Genomic DNA, 20,061 nt, shown 5'->3' with positions numbered 1-20,061 from the left:
AGTTTATACGATGTTTATCTTCTCGAGGATTGCCAGAACGTTTTTGTCAAGGACTGCACCAGTCTCAACATCAATGAGACCATTGATGATTGGCAGGTTCGCACCACTTTCAAGTTGTATGGTATGTGTGTATGAATAGTTACCAGCATATCGAGGAACATTAACTACAACATAGCAGCCACCACATTCTCGAATCTTTCTATCCCATGATTGAGCATTGACATGCTGATTAAAGTCACTATCAGACATAAATTTCACATCCACATACAAATTTTCATTGACTACCCAGTCTGCACGCTCCCAGACCTTTTCAGGAAGTGTTCCTACCTTACAGGCTGCATTTTCAAGAATTGCTTTAAACACTTGCTCTCCAAAGTAACCTATATATACCTGTTGGATAACTTGTGGCGAAATAACCCATGATTTGCCTTTCCATGACGTACAATATCCATTAGTCTCAAAGTATTGTCGAATAAACCCTTGCTTCATGATTGCATCTAGATGTACACTCGCATCTGAATAACTTCGATTTTTTGCTTGTGCTTCAACAGACTGGATATAAAACATTCGCATTGACGGGTCAATATCGTTTCTATCGACAAACTCAGGATTTTTCATTACATACTCACGTATCGAATGTAATCTTTCACGTATCTGATAGGCATACTTATCCGTACCCTTGAAACTTATACCGACTAACTCACTGATGTATCTATCTCTACGATGCTCATCATTGTTGAAAGTTATATCCGATTCCTCCTCATTGCCCTCAAAGCGATTAATGATATTTTGATTTTCATTGATAGCTTTCAAAACATGTTTGAGCAGGTCTGTCTGCACCTCTGGTCTCTTTGCCGTCACCATAGAGTAAGCCATATCCTCACCAATAGCAACATGAATTGACTTATTGTAGATGGTTGAGCGAGTTATACGCCCCAAGGCTTGTACAGCCCATCGTAGGCAGAACGCATCAAAAGCTGGAGTTTCTTTCAATGCTGCTTTGATTTGAATCTCACGACCTTTCATGATTTCGCTCAGTTCATCCACAATACGGTGGTGTCTGCGTCGAAGCAATGCACGTTGGAAGTCAGATTTTTCTTTTAGTTCTAATTGATTGTCTGTGCCCAATATACTCAATGATATACAAGCCTTCAGGTAGTCATCTACTTCAATCAAAGGGATAAAGTTTGTAGGCTTATCCATAATGATACCATCGAAATTACATCGTGTATCTTTACGATCTTTGGTATTTGGGGCTTCCAGACAATGTTTTTTTCTGTATTTACTATCCGTTTCAAACAGATAATTTACGCCCACTGCACCTGACTGATAACATACGAAACAGAACATCTTTAACTTAGGATCTTCCTTCAAAAGCTTCTCTACTTCCTCCAGGTCTTTCTTGAAGTACTCTCCACTAAGGAAGCACACATTCAGTTTCGGATATATATCTGCATGTCTGCGGGTCTTCCCATCATCAATGGCATGTTCATCCATTGAATCTTCATCGAATTTTTCACCACGTTTGGTTCTTCTTGCCTGCTGAAGAATGTTCAGTGCCTTCTTTATTCCGATGCTACTCTTACCTGAATATGAGAATGGCTGAAAATAGAGCCAAGCCTTTGCGTTAGGATTTTCTATGAAATCCATATAGTGACTCAGCATATTCACCATTCTGGCAGAATTGTTCTTATCAAAGGTGTTCCTTTCTGTAGAAACGAAATCAAGACAATCTTTGACAGCCTGATTACATTTGCCAAGAAACTCTTCAATCTTTTCTTTTGGATTGGTATTCTCCTCTTTATAGATGGAAAAGTTTACATCAGGATTAGCATAATTTAGGGCTATATAATCTTCGATTCTCTCTAATGCTTCATTGTCAATCTTCTCAACCTTTACTTCTTGCTTAGCAATATAGTTGAAGTCATAGTTATGTACTGGACTTTGACTGTCAGCCGTAGCACTACACATAATCACTCGGTTATGGTTAACTATGTTGAGCAACACGTTCTCAGGCATACACCTCATTTCGTGATAATCGAAACAACAAGAATAGCGATCATTGTCAAGAGAGTATACCTCTATGAAACTTATACCTTTATCATAGATAGACCTACTCTCGACCTCCTGGGCTTTTGAGTGAGGAGTTTCAAAATTTGTTCCACAACGCAACTCTTGTAGAGCCTGTCGGTATTCTGTATTACCTTCGTTTATACCCATATATTTAATAATATGGTCAAAGGCACGCTCACCCTCAAGATCTACAGAAGTCTCGTAGCTTTTCTTTTTACGGAGTTCATTCTCTATTCGAGCATACTCTTCCGCATGTTTATCTACTATCTGAACAAAATTCTTCAGGAAAAGAATGATACGATTTGCCGCGAATGAAAGGGTGTTGTCATTCTGACTCTTCAACATCTGTTTTGGTTGAAGGTATGAGACATTTTCCTCCTTCTTGTTGTGAATGGACAAAACGAAATTCTCTGCTGAAAATGTCTGATCTTCGTCATAAAAGATAAAATTGCCACGATTTACATTCTCGTTCAATTCCAAGCCGCTAAGCATCTTTTGAGGAGCAATCTCATCAATCAGATATTCCTTCTTCTTTTTAATTGCCTGAAGCATTGCCTGTATGTTGTCCTTATGTTCGACCCATTCTGGCATTCTTTGCATATCCAGAACTTCTTCATAATGTTCGCAGATAAAATAGCACAAGCCCCAGAAATTGAAACGTCTTCTTCTGCCACATTCGCAATCGAACAGACGTTTCATAGCAGCTTCCTTTACGCGGTCGGATTCATCAACAATGACAAGCGAGTCCTCAATATGCTTCCAATAAGGCTGTGTGCCCTTACGCACCAATTTTGGAGAAGCTGTTGTGTGCAGCTTGGATGCAGTCAATACAACGATCTTGCTCTTATAAAATAGTAATTCTGGATATAGTTCCTCCAGTATTGAATATTCTCGAAGGATGTGAGAGGCTATAACCTCGTCTGTTTCATTCTTATATTTCTGACGAATTGGAGTAAGGGCTTCTTTGCGCACCTTATCAATAAGACGCGAACGATTCTTTGCAATCTCCTCAGTAATTCCTTCTGTTACGTCATTATATGTATAAAGTCGCTTCAAGTTGACAAAAGCCTTATCTCCTTGGAAAAAAGGATTCGCCTCCATCTTCTGAAGGATGTCAGGATCGGTAAACGCTCTTTCCCATTGCTCTTCTTGCGAATAAACACGAAGAATGTCATGCTTCTGAAGTTTGATACCGCTTTTGGTCAAATTCTTCTTGATGTCTTCTACGGTAGCATCCAACTGTTTTTTCGCATCTGTAACATAGAAAATACGACGAGCATCTTCCTTCTTTAATTCTTCTGCCATCAATAGGCATGAATTATAAGTCTTACCAGAACCTGTAGGTAATGGTATTACAAATAGACCGCGTTTAGGATGTGCAGCCTTCAGCAACTCTTCAAATATGCAGTTATTCAAAGCCATATGTGGTCTTAGACTAAACTTCTTTTCTGGATTTAATTATTTTGTTTGTTCTTTTCTATCATCTCTTTGACCTCATCAACATCCCAAGGTATAGGTCTTCTACGATGAACCATTGAGTGACAATTAGAGCAAAGGGGACGAAGATCTTCTGTTGGAATGACTTTATGTTCTCCATTATATGAAGATATAGGTTTAAGATGATGCACTTCTATAAAGCCAGAACCATCTTTTCCATATACTTTTTCAAAGTCAAAGCCGCATATATAGCATTTGCATCCATATTTTGCAATACAGTCACGTTTTGCTTTCGGATCACGTTCATAACGAGTCCCATGAGATTCGATGACATCGCCTTCCCAATAATATGAAGGTTTCGCCGGTTTATATAAGGACAAATCAACACCTTGCTTCTTAGCTATATACTCAATATAGTAGCCAATCACTTTCATTGATGTATGACCATTATGTTGTACATGCCATTCTTGATGCTGTTCAATAATATCTTGAAACGAAATAAGTATATCAATATCCGTACAAGCGTATAGACAATCAAAATTCTCATCAATCTCATTTCTTATCAAGGTCTGCAGAGAATCCTCTGCAGCCTTGATAAGAGAGTTAAGCGATGTTGAGTTCTTTTGTTTGTCTTCACGTAAGAACTTTCTAAAATCCTTATGTGTAATATCGAAGTCTTCTTTTATCATGACTTATGCTTCCTAATTATTGCATAATACAAAACGTCATCATCTTTACGTTTGACAATAGTGGAACCATCGAGACTATCAAGATTCATATACGTGTTGCTTGAAATCCAGCCACCACTGATACTATGATCAGGACGAATCTCAAATACGTCACCTTCGATATTTGTAAAGCGTAACCATCTGTGATGTTCTGCATCAAACAAAGAATGATCAGGCTCTATGTCTAACACTTCATCAATAATATTATCCGTATACTTATCAGCTGCATCTTTATTTCCAAAATTCATATTGATGTACGTATAGTCAGAGAATCTGTCATTTACTACTTTACGCTTTGGAGAATCCAACTGAAGCATGATGTCTTCAATTTTAAGTTGGAACAAATCGCGGACTTCTTTAATCAAGTAAGCCAACATTAAACTTGCCAAGGCACTATTTACATACATATCACTGAAAGTAACAGAAACACGCTTGCCCTTAAATAAAGTTTCCAACAGGATTATATCCGACTGCTTCATTGTACACGGAGCAATTACCTCTGAAAAGTATTTCCCAATTCGGAAATTTTCGACTTTTGCTGTACCTTCTCTGATAATTTCATCAGGATTAAATTCCAATTTTGGAGTTTCCTCACTTCTAAACTCAGGTTGTGTTGCATCGAAATATACGCGACCATCCGAGCATCCCCATTCATTAGAGAATGAAAGCATACCATCATCTTGCGTAAAGTATCGTGTAACAGAGCCATTCGCTTCCTTAACGATTAGAGCAGTCTTATTCTTACCTAAGTCCTTTACAAGATTAACATTGCAGTCTGGGAATTTTCCGACCAAATCAACATATGGGAATTTATCTGCATTTTCAGGATGCAAATCAGGATGATATTCAACTATTAAATTAACCGTTTTACCAAGTTCAATTGCACGCTTAATATGTTTTCCCATCTCAGAACGGATGCTGCTCCAATCATTAATTGAATTGTTTCCAACAATATCAGACACACATAAAGTTATTTCTTTTACATCCGCAGACCTGACAGCTTCCTTTACTATGGTTTTTAGCGGTTGGTGCGACACCTTCGCATTTGCACTAATCTGTCGTATATCTACCGGAACTGGTTTTGAGACCTCTTTCTGCTTGTCCAACCACTCCATAACTTTGCTCTTTGACAAAAGGTGTGCATAGCGATAATTGTTTCTGTCGACTAAACAGCGAGCACAAGCTCCTCCATCAACATGACAATTACAAGAGTATGACTCTACTATTTCACGTGCAATGTCAAGTATTTTAGATAACTCCTGAGGATTACTTAAATGAAGTGAATAACCGCAACCACCTCGCGCAGTGTCAAAGATGAATAAAGCAATGTTGTTCTGTTCGTCCTTGATACCAAATTCTATTTCTGTTTCATCAATGCCCAAGAACTTAACTAAAGCTCTCTTCAAGACGACTCCGAGCGAGAACGCCAATTCTTCATCTTTTTCATATGTATCACTGTCAACACTTGGCTTTACACGTATTACCGAATAGCAAGTCTGATGACGACCAGTGAAAACTACATGACGGGCTATGTCACCAGTATTTGCATCACATGCATCACCCCACAAGCGATTATGACCTAATCTAATTCCATTAGGTAATTCCTTATTATGAGCCATGGTTTCGACAACCGATCTTCCGCAATGCTTGCAGAAAGCAAAACCGTGACCATTACCAACGTTATAAAAAAGAATCTCTCCTATCTCTCCGCTTGTCTTTACTTCACACATACTTACATCACCCATTGGTGAAGACCAATCTGACTTAAGCAATACAGGACGTATGTCATAGAAATGCTTTTCTGTACGTTCCTGACGAGTACTATCTACATTCTGATCTGTACGGAAACCTATAGGTTCGTAAGCTAATGTGTATGCGCCATTTTGCCTGTCGATAATGCTATGATATGGATTATTACAATTAGGACAAACTCTATTTTCATCAAGTATTGGCAAATACTCAGTTTTACCACAGTGAAGACAGTGGTAAATAGCTTTAGTTTGAGTCTTTTCATTATATGCTCCAAAAAGCAAGACACCAGCAGATACATAATTCTTTTCGTTTACTACTACAGTCTGTTCTGGTGCATATTCATTTAATGCTGTATGAATATCTCTGCTTGCCTGAGAATCACGTTTGATTCGTTGAATTTTCTTGCGATTTTCATTCTGCTTTTGACGAACAATTATCTTTTCTGCTTCACTATCAGCTCCCTTCAATTCTTCTTTAAGTTTTTCTGCTTCTTTATAAAGCTTAAATAAGCGATTAGATTGATCTTTGTCGGTAAAATCGAAAGTAACCACACCAGTAGGCATACTTGCATTTGGCAAGAACTGATGCTCAGATAGATAATTGAGCAAACCTTCTTGCTTACATTTGTTGATCTGGTTACTAATTGCAATCTTACGCTTATCATCATTCTGATACTGAGAAAGAGCATCATCAAGTTCTTTAATTGTTTCCTTGAAGCCTTTCTGAACATCAACTATGAGTTCCTTAGTCTTCACTATGGTGAAATTTTCATTTTCACCAAAGACCTTGTGGAACCTCTTTTGCTCTTCTGGGTTTGTAGTCATGTCTTCCAGGAACTCTATGAACTCATCACAAGGTGATTCCATGAACTCTCCTACGGTTGCTGTACCCTGGATTCCTTCTCCTTGTCCGCAAATAAATTCACGAAAGAAGAAAGAATTTATGTGTCGCTGAATGATTGTTTGGCTTGGACGAACTGGAATCATATGATTCAATGTTTGCAATGCCCACATTGGGTTGGCAAACGCATTCTGACCAACTGGTGTGTTGTTACATAATGAGAATGCAACAGCTTTACTTTGTCCCATACGACCAGCTCTACCGACACGCTGTAAATAGTTTGCCGCTGTAGGTGGAATAGTATCCATAATCACAATATCAATATCACCGATGTCAACACCCATTTCCATGGTTGTTGAACAATGGAGAACATTGATAGCTGGATTTTTCTGTGCAAAAGCCTTTGTGTATTCGCGTAGCAATTCCTTGGATTGTTGAGCAGAATGCTCTGCTGCAAGATAAGCAGGAGCATCCAAGTAAATATACTTATGACGGTCAGTCCAGAAACCTTTTTTCTCAAACTCTTGAAGTGTCATGTCTGAGTCATACCATGCACTAAGTTTTGCTAAATCATCAGGTCTGTTTGGTAATTCTATCTGAATTGGGGTTACCTTGAATTTATTGAACATTTCATTAGATAGCTCTCCAGTCATAAGAGGACTGTAGCCACAAAATATCGTGTCAAGCAATGTGTTGCTGACAGGGCATTCCCAGGCGCTCGATGGATGCTTAATAACTGCTCTTGTATTCGTGTCTTTGGAGGACAAATCAAGGTAATAGCAATCAACATATTGGTTATCCTTATAATACTTCGGATGGTTATATCCTTCCGTATCATTTGCTGTTACTCTGGTCAATAGTTTCTTTTCCTCAAGAACATTCCAAGCATCAGTAAGTATTTGATTAATCTGACGTTTTGCAAAATCGAGTTTATCTACAGTATCTATTCCAAATACTGCACACAATAACGTTACAAGACGAGGTTGTTTCGAAGAAGCTTTTTTAGAATCTTCTGCTTTTACTTGAGGCCATGCAATTGTTCCTGGACGATGATCATCCCATTTTGAGATTGGGGTACTTTTGTTGGTGTCACGAACAAATTTACTTTCACCTGGTATCAAAGATTGGATGTGATTACCAGCACGCATGAAATAGTCAAGACAAATCTTTAAGTAATCTCGCCAATCTTCATTTGTTACCATGATTCCTCTTTCACGTGCAAAACTGTCAAAAGAGTCTGGCATTTGAACATCCTTCAATGCTGGGTATTCAACTGTTATAAGCCCCATATTCTCTGCAGACTGTTCATACATAGGATGACCACCAATAAACTGGCGAATCAAAGCTGCCTTATACGCATCTATATCACCATCATTATTCTTTCCTGCGATATGCTCATATAATTTTTCATCAAAGAGCAAGTTTGCAGCATCGTGAAGTGAAATGTTATTCTTTACAGAAGTAGCCTGAGACTGTAATGCAATAATCTGATTGATTGTTTCTTGTGGAAGTCCTTGGGCTCGCAAAAGATTAACGTCAATAGTAGTTGTTCCTTGGGCAGCTTTTCTTGTAGCTAAATCCTTTACGATTTTCTCACGACCAACTCGACGTTCAACATCTATATTGAACGTCTTTGCTGATATTGCAGTACCCTGACGGCTATCCGTGAACGCAATATACTTACCCCAAGACTTGTCTTTAGGAGCACATTCGTGTAGGAATACAGGGGAAATAGTCTGATTTATAAAGTTGATAGGAATACGAAAATACTTGAGGTTCAAGCGCCTACCTTTTGCTAAACGACCACAGCAAGGGCAATATTTCTGTTTTGCATCTTTTCTTAGGTCAACCCATTTACCACTATTGAAAGGTGCATTCTCCAAAATAGAGTCTGATGCCGTATGTTTAATGTTCAGAGTACTTGCATGTGCAGAACTTAAAGGATTATGATACTTATCTTTGTCATAAGGAATTACATAGAAGGTATCATCACCTTCTTCTTGTTGTGCGTCACCATCCTGTATATCCAACTCTATTTCGTCATCAATTGCAAAATAGTCATCATGGGTCTGCCCTTCTTCACATGGATATATTTTATGAGTTTGGCTATCAGAAGATCCCATTAACACAAAACTACCACAACGCTTACATTGGACAATTTCAAGCAATGGTTTGCCACAATGAGGACATACTGATGCCTTGTATGTTGTCAAGTGACCATATTGAGTTCCACTTGTTCGTTTACATTCATCATTGGCACAAGCATACAAGCCACTTATTGCGCGCATAAAGAAATGGGCTCTAAGTGATAGTACGACATTGCCTTCAACCTGAAGTTCGCAAAGTTTATCAATCAACTCTAAAGCAGTAAGAAGATTATAGGTTTCACCAGGGCATAGCCACTGCCACATCTGCAGCAATGTCATACCTGCGACATCGTTGATCTTCTCACGAAGAGAGCGAACTAATTCTGATTTTACATGTAATCCATTGTTCAATAGTTCTGTACGAAGATAACTATCATTAATTTCTGGAACCAATCGATTACCCCCTATAACTTGAATTTGTTCAGCAGGTTGACCAATAATATCCTTAATGAACTTAATTAAAGAAGCTGTTCCGTCTTCACCGCCAATAGTGGCACTTGTACAAGCAAAGCGCACATCCTCGGCTTTTACCTGAAATGCATCAAGAATACGCTTTATCTGATTAGCCAATTCTACAGCAGCGGAGCCTGAATAACTGTGTGCCTCATCGATTACAATCCATCTAAGTTTACCAGCTGATTTATTAAGGAGTATTTGATCTTTTTGACGAACCAATACATACTCCAACATACTTGGGTTTGTAAGCAAAATCTGAGGACGAGTGCCGTTATTCTTCGGGTCACGAATATCATCACGAGTTTTTACTTCAGCCTTGTAATCTTCTCCATCACGACCATCTGCATGAAATTCGGGTGTATCTCCATTATATACAGCAAATTTCAAATTAAGAGGTTCGCAATACTCTGCCAGACGCTTCTTCTGGTCTTCCATCAATGCATTTAATGGATATAGGAACAATGCTTGAATGGCGTTCTCTCCACTATGCTCATAGAGATCACTTAACACAGGGTACATAAAACATTCTGTTTTACCAGAGCCTGTACCACTGGTTACAACAATACTTTTACCATTATGTAGTGTCTTCCAACTTTCAGCCTGATGTTTAAAAGGGACAAAAGGACGAAATTTCTTTCCTTCTTGAAGAGCTTTTTGCTCTCGCATTTTTTCCAGTTTATTCCAGACTTCGGTATTCAGCGATGGCTTCCAAGTGTCATCAACGCTTGATTCCCATCCAAATGTACTTTGGAACACAGGTTCAGCAAGCAATGGCTCATCTTTGAACAATTGCTTGATTATGGGTCTCATAGGATGGCTTCCTGGAGCCCATAGTGACAGAAGAGAGAGTTGTAAGTTTTCTTCTGTTTCCTTATATATATTTGTAAACTTCATCGGTAATTTTTGATTACAAGTTTATTATTTAATGCTACAATGAATAAATGTGCAGTTGCCTGATAACAGAACGAGATACTTCTTCGCACCTTTAATGGCATTTCAAAGATATTCTTTTCTCCTAAGAAATGTTTGCACAGAGCATTAACTCTCTTATACATCCAAGCTTCGTTATGAGACTTTCCGCTTTCTGCATATTCATTAAAGAATTGCCGGGTGGTGTCATCAAGCTCATCTTGGTTGATTTCTACGTATTCGTCTGAATACGCATCAGAATGACACATGCTCTTAGGGTTATTGATTATCTGATTGGCATAATACTCAATATCCTGTCTCTTACTGATAACGTATGTATCACAAGCGGAGGTTAAACATAGCTTCTTAAACCATTCTGAGAACTCTTTCAAAACTTCTTGTATACATGTCATGAAATTCATAACATAGGCATCTGTGTTGATTGTATATATTAAATCAATCTGGCCTTTGTTAATAGCCCATTGGCTGAACAGCTTGATAACAGCTGGACAAGATAAGTCTGAAATAAACGGTTCTATGGTTCTCAACGCTCCATTAACTCTAGGTGTAAGCCAAAACCACTGAAAGGCTAAATCTTTTGCAAAAGTCTGAAGCCTATCAATCAGCAAGTCTTTATCTTCTTTAATTGTCCATAATTGGAACGCAAATCGAATCAAATAGTCAGGATTATTGCCAACACACATAAGATCAAGTAACGAACTTGCAGGAATATCATACTTCTGACAGTTGTCAAACCATGCTAATATTCTTGACCAAGTAGCGTCACCAATAGTCGCGGACTTTAATTCGTCATTGATGCGATCAATTGTAATTTCTCGATTTGATTTACGTGCTTCAGGTGTCAACTCTTGGGTCAAGTCAATCATGGTTGGACAAATGCGACCACGGCTACGTCCTATTACCAAAGTCTTACCCCATTGAAGAATCTCTGTAGGTACAACATAGCCATTTTCATGATCATACGGAAGGTCAATCGGTTGAATTGTAGGTTCAATTAAACTCAATAGTTTAAGTGTATGCTTATAGTCAACAGGTTGCCAATTACAAGATATAGTTACCTTTCCTTCCTCTTCTCTTGGACGATAAGGCGCTTCCTTTATGGTAAAAGTCAGTGTACGACCATCACTCAGTTCAATCCTTACAGGTATAGTTGCTTCAAGCATACTCATCGAAGTTTTGTCGAGCATAGTACGTAACGTCTCTCGCGATCCAAATAAGCGAGATAGATTTCCTTCATATGGCATTGGTATTCGTTGCTCTATATTAAGCAAATAGAGTGTATTCCCGATCCACTTTAGAGCACGTTCCTCTTTTCCGTATATCAATTTTCGGATGTTGGTTCCCACTAAGTGATACTGGTATTTATCTACATCTGCATAAGGTATGGTACAACCTTGTTTTATCGGTTGACCATTTTCATCATCCACAGAGAACTCTTTGAAAGGAGCTTTCACATGGAGGGTAAAAGCATTTTGGTGATTGTGTTCTGGAGTAAAAATAAAAGGTATCTTGCGTTTGTCTTCACAATCCTCTTTCTTGATAACCCAGACATCATTAACATGCTTGGTTCCATAAGGACAAGCAACCTTGCCAAAAGGCCATTCCACTCTAATCTGACACGAAGATTCGTTAGCCGAAACGAAATTAATCTTCAGTCCTTCACCAACATTCAAAACTTTTGTTGGGGTAACAAATAAGCCATCTGTACTCTTCACTCTGACAAATATCTCACCATATGAAGGTTCATTTGTCCAAAGCTTCTCCCATTTACTACGATATTCAATTGGACGGTCAAATTGTCTTACAACATTTTCAGAACCATCGTGGCAAAGAGCAAAACGTGTTTTTGATACATCATATACAGGTTCATCCACATTGCCTAAATAGGCAAGTGGCGAGGAGTACAATTCTGTCCAGTAGATGATACTATTGCCTCCATAGGTCATGGTTCCATCAGGACCAGACACTTTTATTTCTTCTGTTTGATCTGACGGGATATGCATACCTTTGAATAATATATCGTCCCAAAGGTATTCTTCTATTCTAGAATTGGGGTTAACTACTTCCCAGCCTTCGGGTATCAACAGGAAACAATCTTCTTTTCCAATTTGATTGCCCATATGGTATGAACCATCCACACTTTTATACATCAAGTGAGGAGTTTCCATATCCAAAGATTCTGAGATATGAGGTTGCTCTTGGTTATGGATGATTAGCGAGATTACATCTCCATTCTTGTATGGACGCTTGCTTCTTACTGCATATCGACAGAATAAGTTGAAGTAGTCAAATCCATCTACAACCTTGCCATTACGTAAGACATTCACAGATATAGATTCAGCACTACCCAATTTTTGTTGCTCAATAAACATTTCGGAGAGTTTCTGAACACCTTTAAGATCGTACTTAGCTGAAATTTTCTTATCTACTTCATTTACTATAAATTCCCAGTCAAGCGTGAATGGGTGTACCATTCTTTCTCTTCTGCGTACACTTTTGAATCTATTAAGCAGGAACTGATACCAAAGATTATTTTCATCTTCAGCATAAAAAGGAAGAAGTAAGTATTGTTTTGCATCTACAGCATCACATATCTGGTTACAATACTGACGCATTGAAGTACTATTAGAAGCAACTGTTCCAAGGTTCAGCTCATCGAAGTTAACATTCTTAAAAACCAAGCCTCTAACAAAGCGCTCCCATACACCATTGGCATCTGAACCGACTATCAGTTTCATAGGTAAACCTCCCTGATAGAGCATTGACTCAACATAGTGCGTGTTTTCAAACGACAGAATTTCAATACCAAGTTTTTTCGCACCTTTTCGGGCTGCCTGATAGAGTTGTTCACACATATCAACTCTTTCGCCTGCAATCACCAAGTCAGGAAAAGCATCTGGCAAAGAGTCGAATACCATCTGTTTACTATGGGCTCCTTCGCTATATTCACGTCTCCAGTATTCAGCATATAATAGTGCACATTCTCTGGTTACGCTCATAAATGGCATTCGACCGATTGCTCGTGTTTCTTTAGCTAATGAACATTTCAAAGTTTCATATTCATCATCAGTAACCTTTATCCGCCACAGTGGTAGCGGACATTGGTCAAGATGATGATTAGATAATATGGTATCAAATAGAGACATATTCAGTAAATGTTTTTATTCTTCTTCTGTTGTAAATGTGAGTCCAAGTTGGCTCGCGGACTCTTTAATGCTCTTATATAATGGAGAGTTTTCTGTAATCTCGCTTAATGGTGTTGATGTTGCTTCAAACTCAACTTTTATTTTCAACCCATTGTTGCGAAGGGTACTTATAAAACTACCGAACAGATCTGTCCAATGTTCCATAGGAATCTGTCCTCCAATATAAACTGACTTGAAACGCTTTGGTTGTTGAGTCTCGGTTCCTGAATTCATACCAGTACCCGAATTTGAACCACCATTAATCGCTACAGAAGCACTACCAGTCCCTCCTGAGACAGTACCTCCTGTTGTTGTAGTTCCAGAATTTGCTCCACTAACAGAAGAACCTCCTGTCGATGAAGACGGTTTCTCAACAACAGTTGAATCTACAAGATATGTATTTTCATCATCAGCATTTAAGAATGGGATTTCACCTTTGACCGTTATTTTTGTCCAATTGCCAGGTTCTCCATTTGCAACATTGAAAGCGCCTTCATGGCAATACTTGTTTACACAATCTATAACTGCCTGAGGACCAGTAATCATTGGTTTATCATCGTAGCGAAAGAATGCGTCATATATATCCCTTACTTTGATTGCTTTATCAATATCTGGAAAAAGATTATTGGACTTTAAAATACCTTTACCAATGCTACGAATTACCCATTCCTCTTCATAAAGTTCAGAAAGTATGTCGTTAGATATGTGGTCATAGAAGTTTGTTGTATTTACATGAGTCGACAACACCACAACACCTTCCGCTGCTGTGTGTTTAGCCACAATAGTATAAGCATTAATCAATGCCTTTTCTGATTCCTTATCATAAGTAGCCTTACGATCCCGAATGTCTTCTTTCTGGTCTTTCTCTAAAGTGCCGTACTCATCCTGAATCTTCTTGCACGCAAGATAGTTTTTAAGCTTTTCGGTTAGCATTGAGTAACCTGTTTCTGTGCTGAGTAAGAACAATAGTGTATTGCGGTAGATACGAGGAGATGCACCTTTCTCTGTAGCGAGAGACTTAATCTTAGTACTTACATTATAAGAAAGTTTATTGTCATTCGATACTACACAGTCTGGCCCCATGATACAGAGGGTCAAAGATTTTTGATCTGGCATGTCACAACTTGGATCAATAACAATTCGATTGAAGGTATTGTTATTTAAGTGTAACATTTGCAGACGGTTAATAATTTCAGCATCAATAGCAACTTTAGTTATTTGATTCTTAGCCTGAGTCAACAAGATATTTACGTTCGGACGTGACTCGAAACGATAGCGTCTATCTGCAAGATTACTTACATACATATAATGAGCAACAGACTCCAATTTGCTCAATGCATTGTTAATCTCACTATGATTATACGCTCCTGGTCGAAGCATGCAAAGTTTCAACTCTTTCTGGGTTATGCCAGTATTCTGCAACCCTGCTACGGAAGAAAGCATGATTGTAGTCGCAACTCCTTGAGCAATGCTGTACTTGCAGAGGTCAGATGAGGGATCCTCATTATCAATGCGATAACTATTACTTGAAGAACCAATAATGTCTGCATGTAATACACTATCCCATGCCGTACCTTTCAAATTTGTAATTTGACCAGTCAATGTCTTTACATTTGAAAGATTTACATCACTTGTGTGAATTAATCCATGAGCACCAACCAACGAATGACGACGTTTCCAAAGGTCGTTTACTATTGATGCCAACAGGCGAAGGACACCACGTGTACGCTGGAAACGACTGTCTTGCCCCCATTTCTGACGGAAAGTCTCTATAAGTTCTGGGTGGAAAGGGTATGATTTGCGTATTAGTTCAGCATAAGTGCCATTGTTGGCATGAGTTGGGAGTTCCGAACTGCGTTTATTATAATACTTGCGGTAACGATCAACCACAACCTTTATTGTACTTTGATCGCCTATAGACTCGAACAACCTGCGACGAATTACCTCAAAGATCTCATCATCATCAACAGGGGTTACACTTGTACCAACACGAATAACACGATTCTGGAGTGCAGTAAGAATTTCCTGTCCAACTTCACTTGAAGCAATTTCTGTAGCACTTGCAGGAAGAGTAGTAATCAATACACAACGACGAACAGAAGCTACTGTTTCTGTTAATGATTGCATGAATGCAATTGTTTGGTCACTCAAGGTTGAGTTTCCGACCTTCACACCGGCAGCCTTTGTACAGTAGTCTGCCAACTCATCAACAAGTATCAAAGCTGGTGCTGCATTTTCGAGAATCTGCTTAAACAAAGTTCCTGATGGGGCAATTCTTTGTTTGTCATTTTCACGAACTATCTCGTATGAAGATGAACCACCGAGCTGGTATGCCAATTCGCCCCAAATAGTGCGAATAGTAATACCATTTTCTGGTTGACGACCTTGAACAACATCAGTAGTGTTATTAGTAAAAACTGCAACTTTTGCATTATTAAATTTTGGTTCTACTCCTTCATTCAAAATGTTTGCTGCATACGAGCTGGTTAATGTATCAGTACCAGCTTTGGCAATATGATATAAAGATATGAGTGAGTGAGTCTTACCACCACCGAATCCTGTCTGCAACGAAATAACACGATTCTCTGTTTCCTCACCGTTTAGCGCAAGAATTACGCGATTAGCAAGATCACGAAGACCTGCCGTCACATAAGTCTTTTCAAAGAACATGGTACGATTGATGTACACTTCCTGTCCTGTGCCAAGGGCAACTTCACCGAGATTTGCAGCAAACACAGATTCGTCCAGAGAGCCATTACGAATATCAAAGTGTGGGATGACTGTTTCAAACCATGGCTGTATAGGTGCATCATCATTTGTTGAAGATGCGTTAGTTGTGACCATTTGTTGAGGAGCAGCAGCCTGTGGTGCAATCACAGTTTGTGTCTTCTTTTGGATATGATCCAACTCCATTACAAGTTCAGTCATTCCTAAAAGTTTCGCAATGCGTTTCATGTTATAAAACGCATTGGCAGTCTCATCCTCATCAATAGGATTATGATGAGACATTTTGTTACGAGTGTGCTGAAGATCTTCAAGCCAAGTTGCCATGCTATTAACATCCGCAAAAGTAAGAACGCCAGAGTTGCACAACTCAGTTTTTAATCCAAGCGTGAAGCCTTTCATGTTGTCGAAGTCGATGAGACAACGTAGGTCTGCATTATCATCGAGCATTTGTTTACGGTTGTTCCATGCAACTTGCTGTTGCGGCTTTAATCTGTCATAAAGCACATCTTCCCATTTTTTATTTGGGAACTGTTGACCGATGAATGCCACTTCGAAATAGCGCATTGCATCAACGAAAGTGCTGGTAGCTTTAAACAGTTTCTCGTTCATATCGTTATTGCTATTATTGTTTTTTATTGGTGTTAATCGTCGAGCATGTCAAAAAGAGTTGCTTGTACTGGTGCTTTTGGAGCTTCTTTACTTTCTCTTATTAGATTTTCTGAGTTACTGAGAAGGCTATTAACCTGCTGAGCATCGTCACAATCTACAGGAAGGAGTTCCTTCAAGACTACAAATACACGCCAAAACTCATTATTTATATCTGATCCATACTCGTTGATCATTTTTAATACAAGTTGGCGGTTGCCGTCTGCCCAATGCCACATTGTCTGATGTACCTTATCAATCAATGCGGTTTCGGGAGATAAAACTTGCATACTATTCTTTTGACTTTCCTTATAACTACACAGATGCTGTTTGTTGCCTTCTTCGTCTTTTACGAGCAGACCATGAGAAAATATCTCACTAATATTGACATTCATACCAACACGTGTAAACTTTGTGGCATCGTCAAAGTCGGTCTCTCCCATACCATTGAGCTGTAGCCAGCCGATATAGAACTTTGTGTAGTCATCACCATCAAAGTCGCGAAGCAATGCTGTAAATGCGGCAGTTCTTGCCATATCAAGCAATTCTGCCACGGTTACTTCACTGCCATCCGCTTTTTCAACAGCTTCGTAATTTCCGAACTCACTAACTGCCTTGCCAAAGCAAGCAGTCAAAAGATCAGCTCCACGAAAACCAAGCTCATATAGTGTCCTAACCTCTTCTGCGACATTCTCTTGGATGGCTTTCTTTACTTTTTTGTAACTACCATAGCCATTGCGTTCTGCTGGACGACATGCAACTGTTACAGAAGACTCCAAAAAAGCTTTGTCTGTTTTTAATGCTCCTTGCATCTCCGTATCCATTGCCCAGCTACCCATGATATTCATCTTTGCTCCCAAGATAGAATTACATAAAGTTGTCCAGGCTTCAGTACTTTGATGAGCAAACATTATACTAATTACATCTGAAGTCTGTTCCTCTATTGCTTTAAATATATCTAACAACTTATTCTCAAAATGCAATTTTGCCTTATCTGCATCATTGTTATGATGATGTTTCAATGCAGTACATTCTTCTGCTTTTGGAGTTTGTGGAGTCGCAAAATTTAATGGATACAACAATCCTAATGTTCGCTTTAGCCACACATAAAAAATGTCTGAAATATCGGCATAAGCAATTGCGTCATAGTAAGGAGGGTCTGTTACTACTGCAGTTAGAGTTTTTCTTTCAAATTGTTCTTTCTCTCCACTTGATGCATTTGTCATTGAAGCAGAGAACATGTTTGTGCTTTCTGATTCAATGTATCTTACTAACCACGATAATTGATTCGCAGCACTTCCTGAACTTTCGCAAAAAGGATAGGATTCTGGATAATCAAAAACAATTGAAATTGCTTGTCTGCCAAGTATTCTTTCTAGAGTTTCTCGTCCAGTGTGCCATAAACCATACGATGTATTTGCAATCGCAATCCTATCGATTAGTATAGCCAAATAGGTAACAACCGCTTGATAGTAATCCTCATTTGGGAATGACTTTGATAGCAAACTTAACTGATTAACAAAAGAATTTAACATCAAAATTTGTCTATCGCTATATAAATCGCCCCAAGAAGTTACTCCCCAAGACAATGTATCACCTCCTGCAGAATTTTTCTGCATTTTTTCAGATGGACGCAATTCTTGCTGGTCAAGTGTTACTTTTAAAGAGAGTTCTTCTTCATTTGGCAATCTATATGTTTTCCCACTTGCTTTCTCTTCGATTACGGCAATTAGTCTATTCTTTACTGTTTTAGCATTATATTGTTCCTTAAGTTGACTTGTAGTAGTAACAGAACCGCAACATGGGCATGTTAAGACAGCACGTTTTACCCAAGGTGTAATTTTTTGTGATCCTTTTTTTATTTCAAAATCAATTGTATTACCATTAACAATAGGATTTAGGTATATCTTCTTTGAAGATGTATTAGCAAGCCAAAATCTTCCCAACAAAGGAACCTCTGCTCCACAAGAAGGATTTGAACATTTGGCAACTCTTGCCCAATAGTATGCTACAGGTTTTGTCCCTTTATCATAGTTTGGATATAGAGATTTTGTGTCTTTTTGAGTGTTATCAATAAGAAGCCTTGAATAAAATTCCACATCAAATGATAACCGGTTTGGAAGAGTGATTTGATTCCCCCATACCGAAATTCCTCTTTCGCTAGCCAAAGAAACTCCTTCTTCCCCATACAAATTCTTGAATTCCGATATAGCATAGGTAATAGGTTTACCATATTTCTGTGGGAACTCCACAGAACCTTTTTCAATAATATGTGCAACAGGATTTATATCATTGCCATAACTATGACATCCAAGGCGAGCTGCCTCTAAAGGGATAGCACCACCTCCAGCAAAAGGATCAAACACGGATGGCATATTTGATTGGAAATCATCGATAGCTTTTTGCAAAGTTGATTCTTTTACTATAATTTCATCTGTTGCTAAATGACGGTTTGGAGTATTGTACAAGTCGTCCTCTGCCTCTTTGATTGCGCCATAAGCTGAGTCAAACTCTGATGATAAAACTTCAAATGATTTTGAAGAGTCTTTCTCAGAATTGTATGCAACCCAAATGAGTTTACGAGCACGCATCAATACATCTGGACTATTCTTACTTTCCCATTTGATAAGGCAGCCATCCTGAATTTGTTCTTTTGGACTGGTAGTCTTACCTTCAAGCATATTCTTCTGGCATTTTGCTGAGAATTTACCAATAAACATCAACAAGCGATTACGGTGATTGTCCTCCATCGGATCGAATACAGCCGTATATGGAATATCTGGATATGGTGCATAAATACTATTTGCCATACCATCAGTTTTAAGGAGGAACTCTACAGCATCACGAAAAGCTTGTGGACAATTCTCATCCAATGGATCTGGGACAAGACTTGCAAATACAACCGCACGACATGTAGGTAGTGGACGACGTGCCCACCACAAATGCAGTGTTGATATATGACCATGGCGTATTGACTTGTCGCGAACGCTCTCTGCCGAAATTTCTTTAATCGGCATTGCCACTTCTATGAGTTTTTGGGCTTTCATATATACAATACTTAGTTAATCATACATTTAATCGTCTAAAATTCAATGAGTTGCATTAACGACATATAACCAATAAAATTTGGTCAAGTGCCTG

6 protein-coding genes are annotated in these 20,061 nt (G+C 38.7%); all 6 read right to left on the bottom strand.

Features of this window, described 5'->3' with window-relative positions:
- Nucleotides 1-3 precede the first annotated feature (3 nt).
- From I6E40_RS06780 to I6E40_RS06755, 6 genes are read right to left on the bottom strand one after another with little or no spacing between them, the layout of a single operon-like run.
- Nucleotides 4-3,495 carry a DEAD/DEAH box helicase family protein gene (locus I6E40_RS06780; RefSeq protein WP_235386284.1) on the bottom strand — a complete coding sequence of 1,164 codons (3,492 nt, stop codon included), beginning with the start codon at nucleotides 3,493-3,495 and terminating at the stop codon, nucleotides 4-6.
- Nucleotides 3,496-3,527: 32 nt separating this feature from the next.
- Entirely contained in the window at nucleotides 3,528-4,199 is a 672-nt protein-coding gene (locus I6E40_RS06775; protein WP_235386283.1) for an HNH endonuclease, read from the bottom strand.
- Nucleotides 4,196-10,327 carry a DEAD/DEAH box helicase gene (locus I6E40_RS06770; protein WP_235386282.1) on the bottom strand — a complete coding sequence of 2,044 codons (6,132 nt, stop codon included), beginning with the start codon at nucleotides 10,325-10,327 and terminating at the stop codon, nucleotides 4,196-4,198. The genes I6E40_RS06775 and I6E40_RS06770 overlap by 4 nt, the downstream gene beginning before the upstream one ends.
- Nucleotides 10,324-13,509 carry a hypothetical protein gene (locus I6E40_RS06765; RefSeq protein WP_235386281.1) on the bottom strand — a complete coding sequence of 1,062 codons (3,186 nt, stop codon included), beginning with the start codon at nucleotides 13,507-13,509 and terminating at the stop codon, nucleotides 10,324-10,326. Before I6E40_RS06765 ends, I6E40_RS06770 begins: the two co-directional genes overlap by 4 nt.
- Nucleotides 13,510-13,524: 15 nt before the next feature.
- Nucleotides 13,525-16,884, bottom strand: a complete 3,360-nt coding sequence (locus tag I6E40_RS06760; protein WP_235386280.1) for an ATP-binding protein — start codon at nucleotides 16,882-16,884, stop codon at nucleotides 13,525-13,527.
- Between the two features lie 32 nt (nucleotides 16,885-16,916).
- Entirely contained in the window at nucleotides 16,917-19,967 is a 3,051-nt protein-coding gene (locus tag I6E40_RS06755) for a DUF1156 domain-containing protein (RefSeq protein ID WP_235386279.1), read from the bottom strand.
- Nucleotides 19,968-20,061 lie beyond the last annotated feature (94 nt).

This window comes from Prevotellamassilia timonensis (genome assembly GCF_021531665.1).
Classification (GTDB): Bacteria; Bacteroidota; Bacteroidia; order Bacteroidales; family Bacteroidaceae; genus Alloprevotella.
This window is presented reverse-complemented; position numbering and strand designations above follow the sequence as displayed.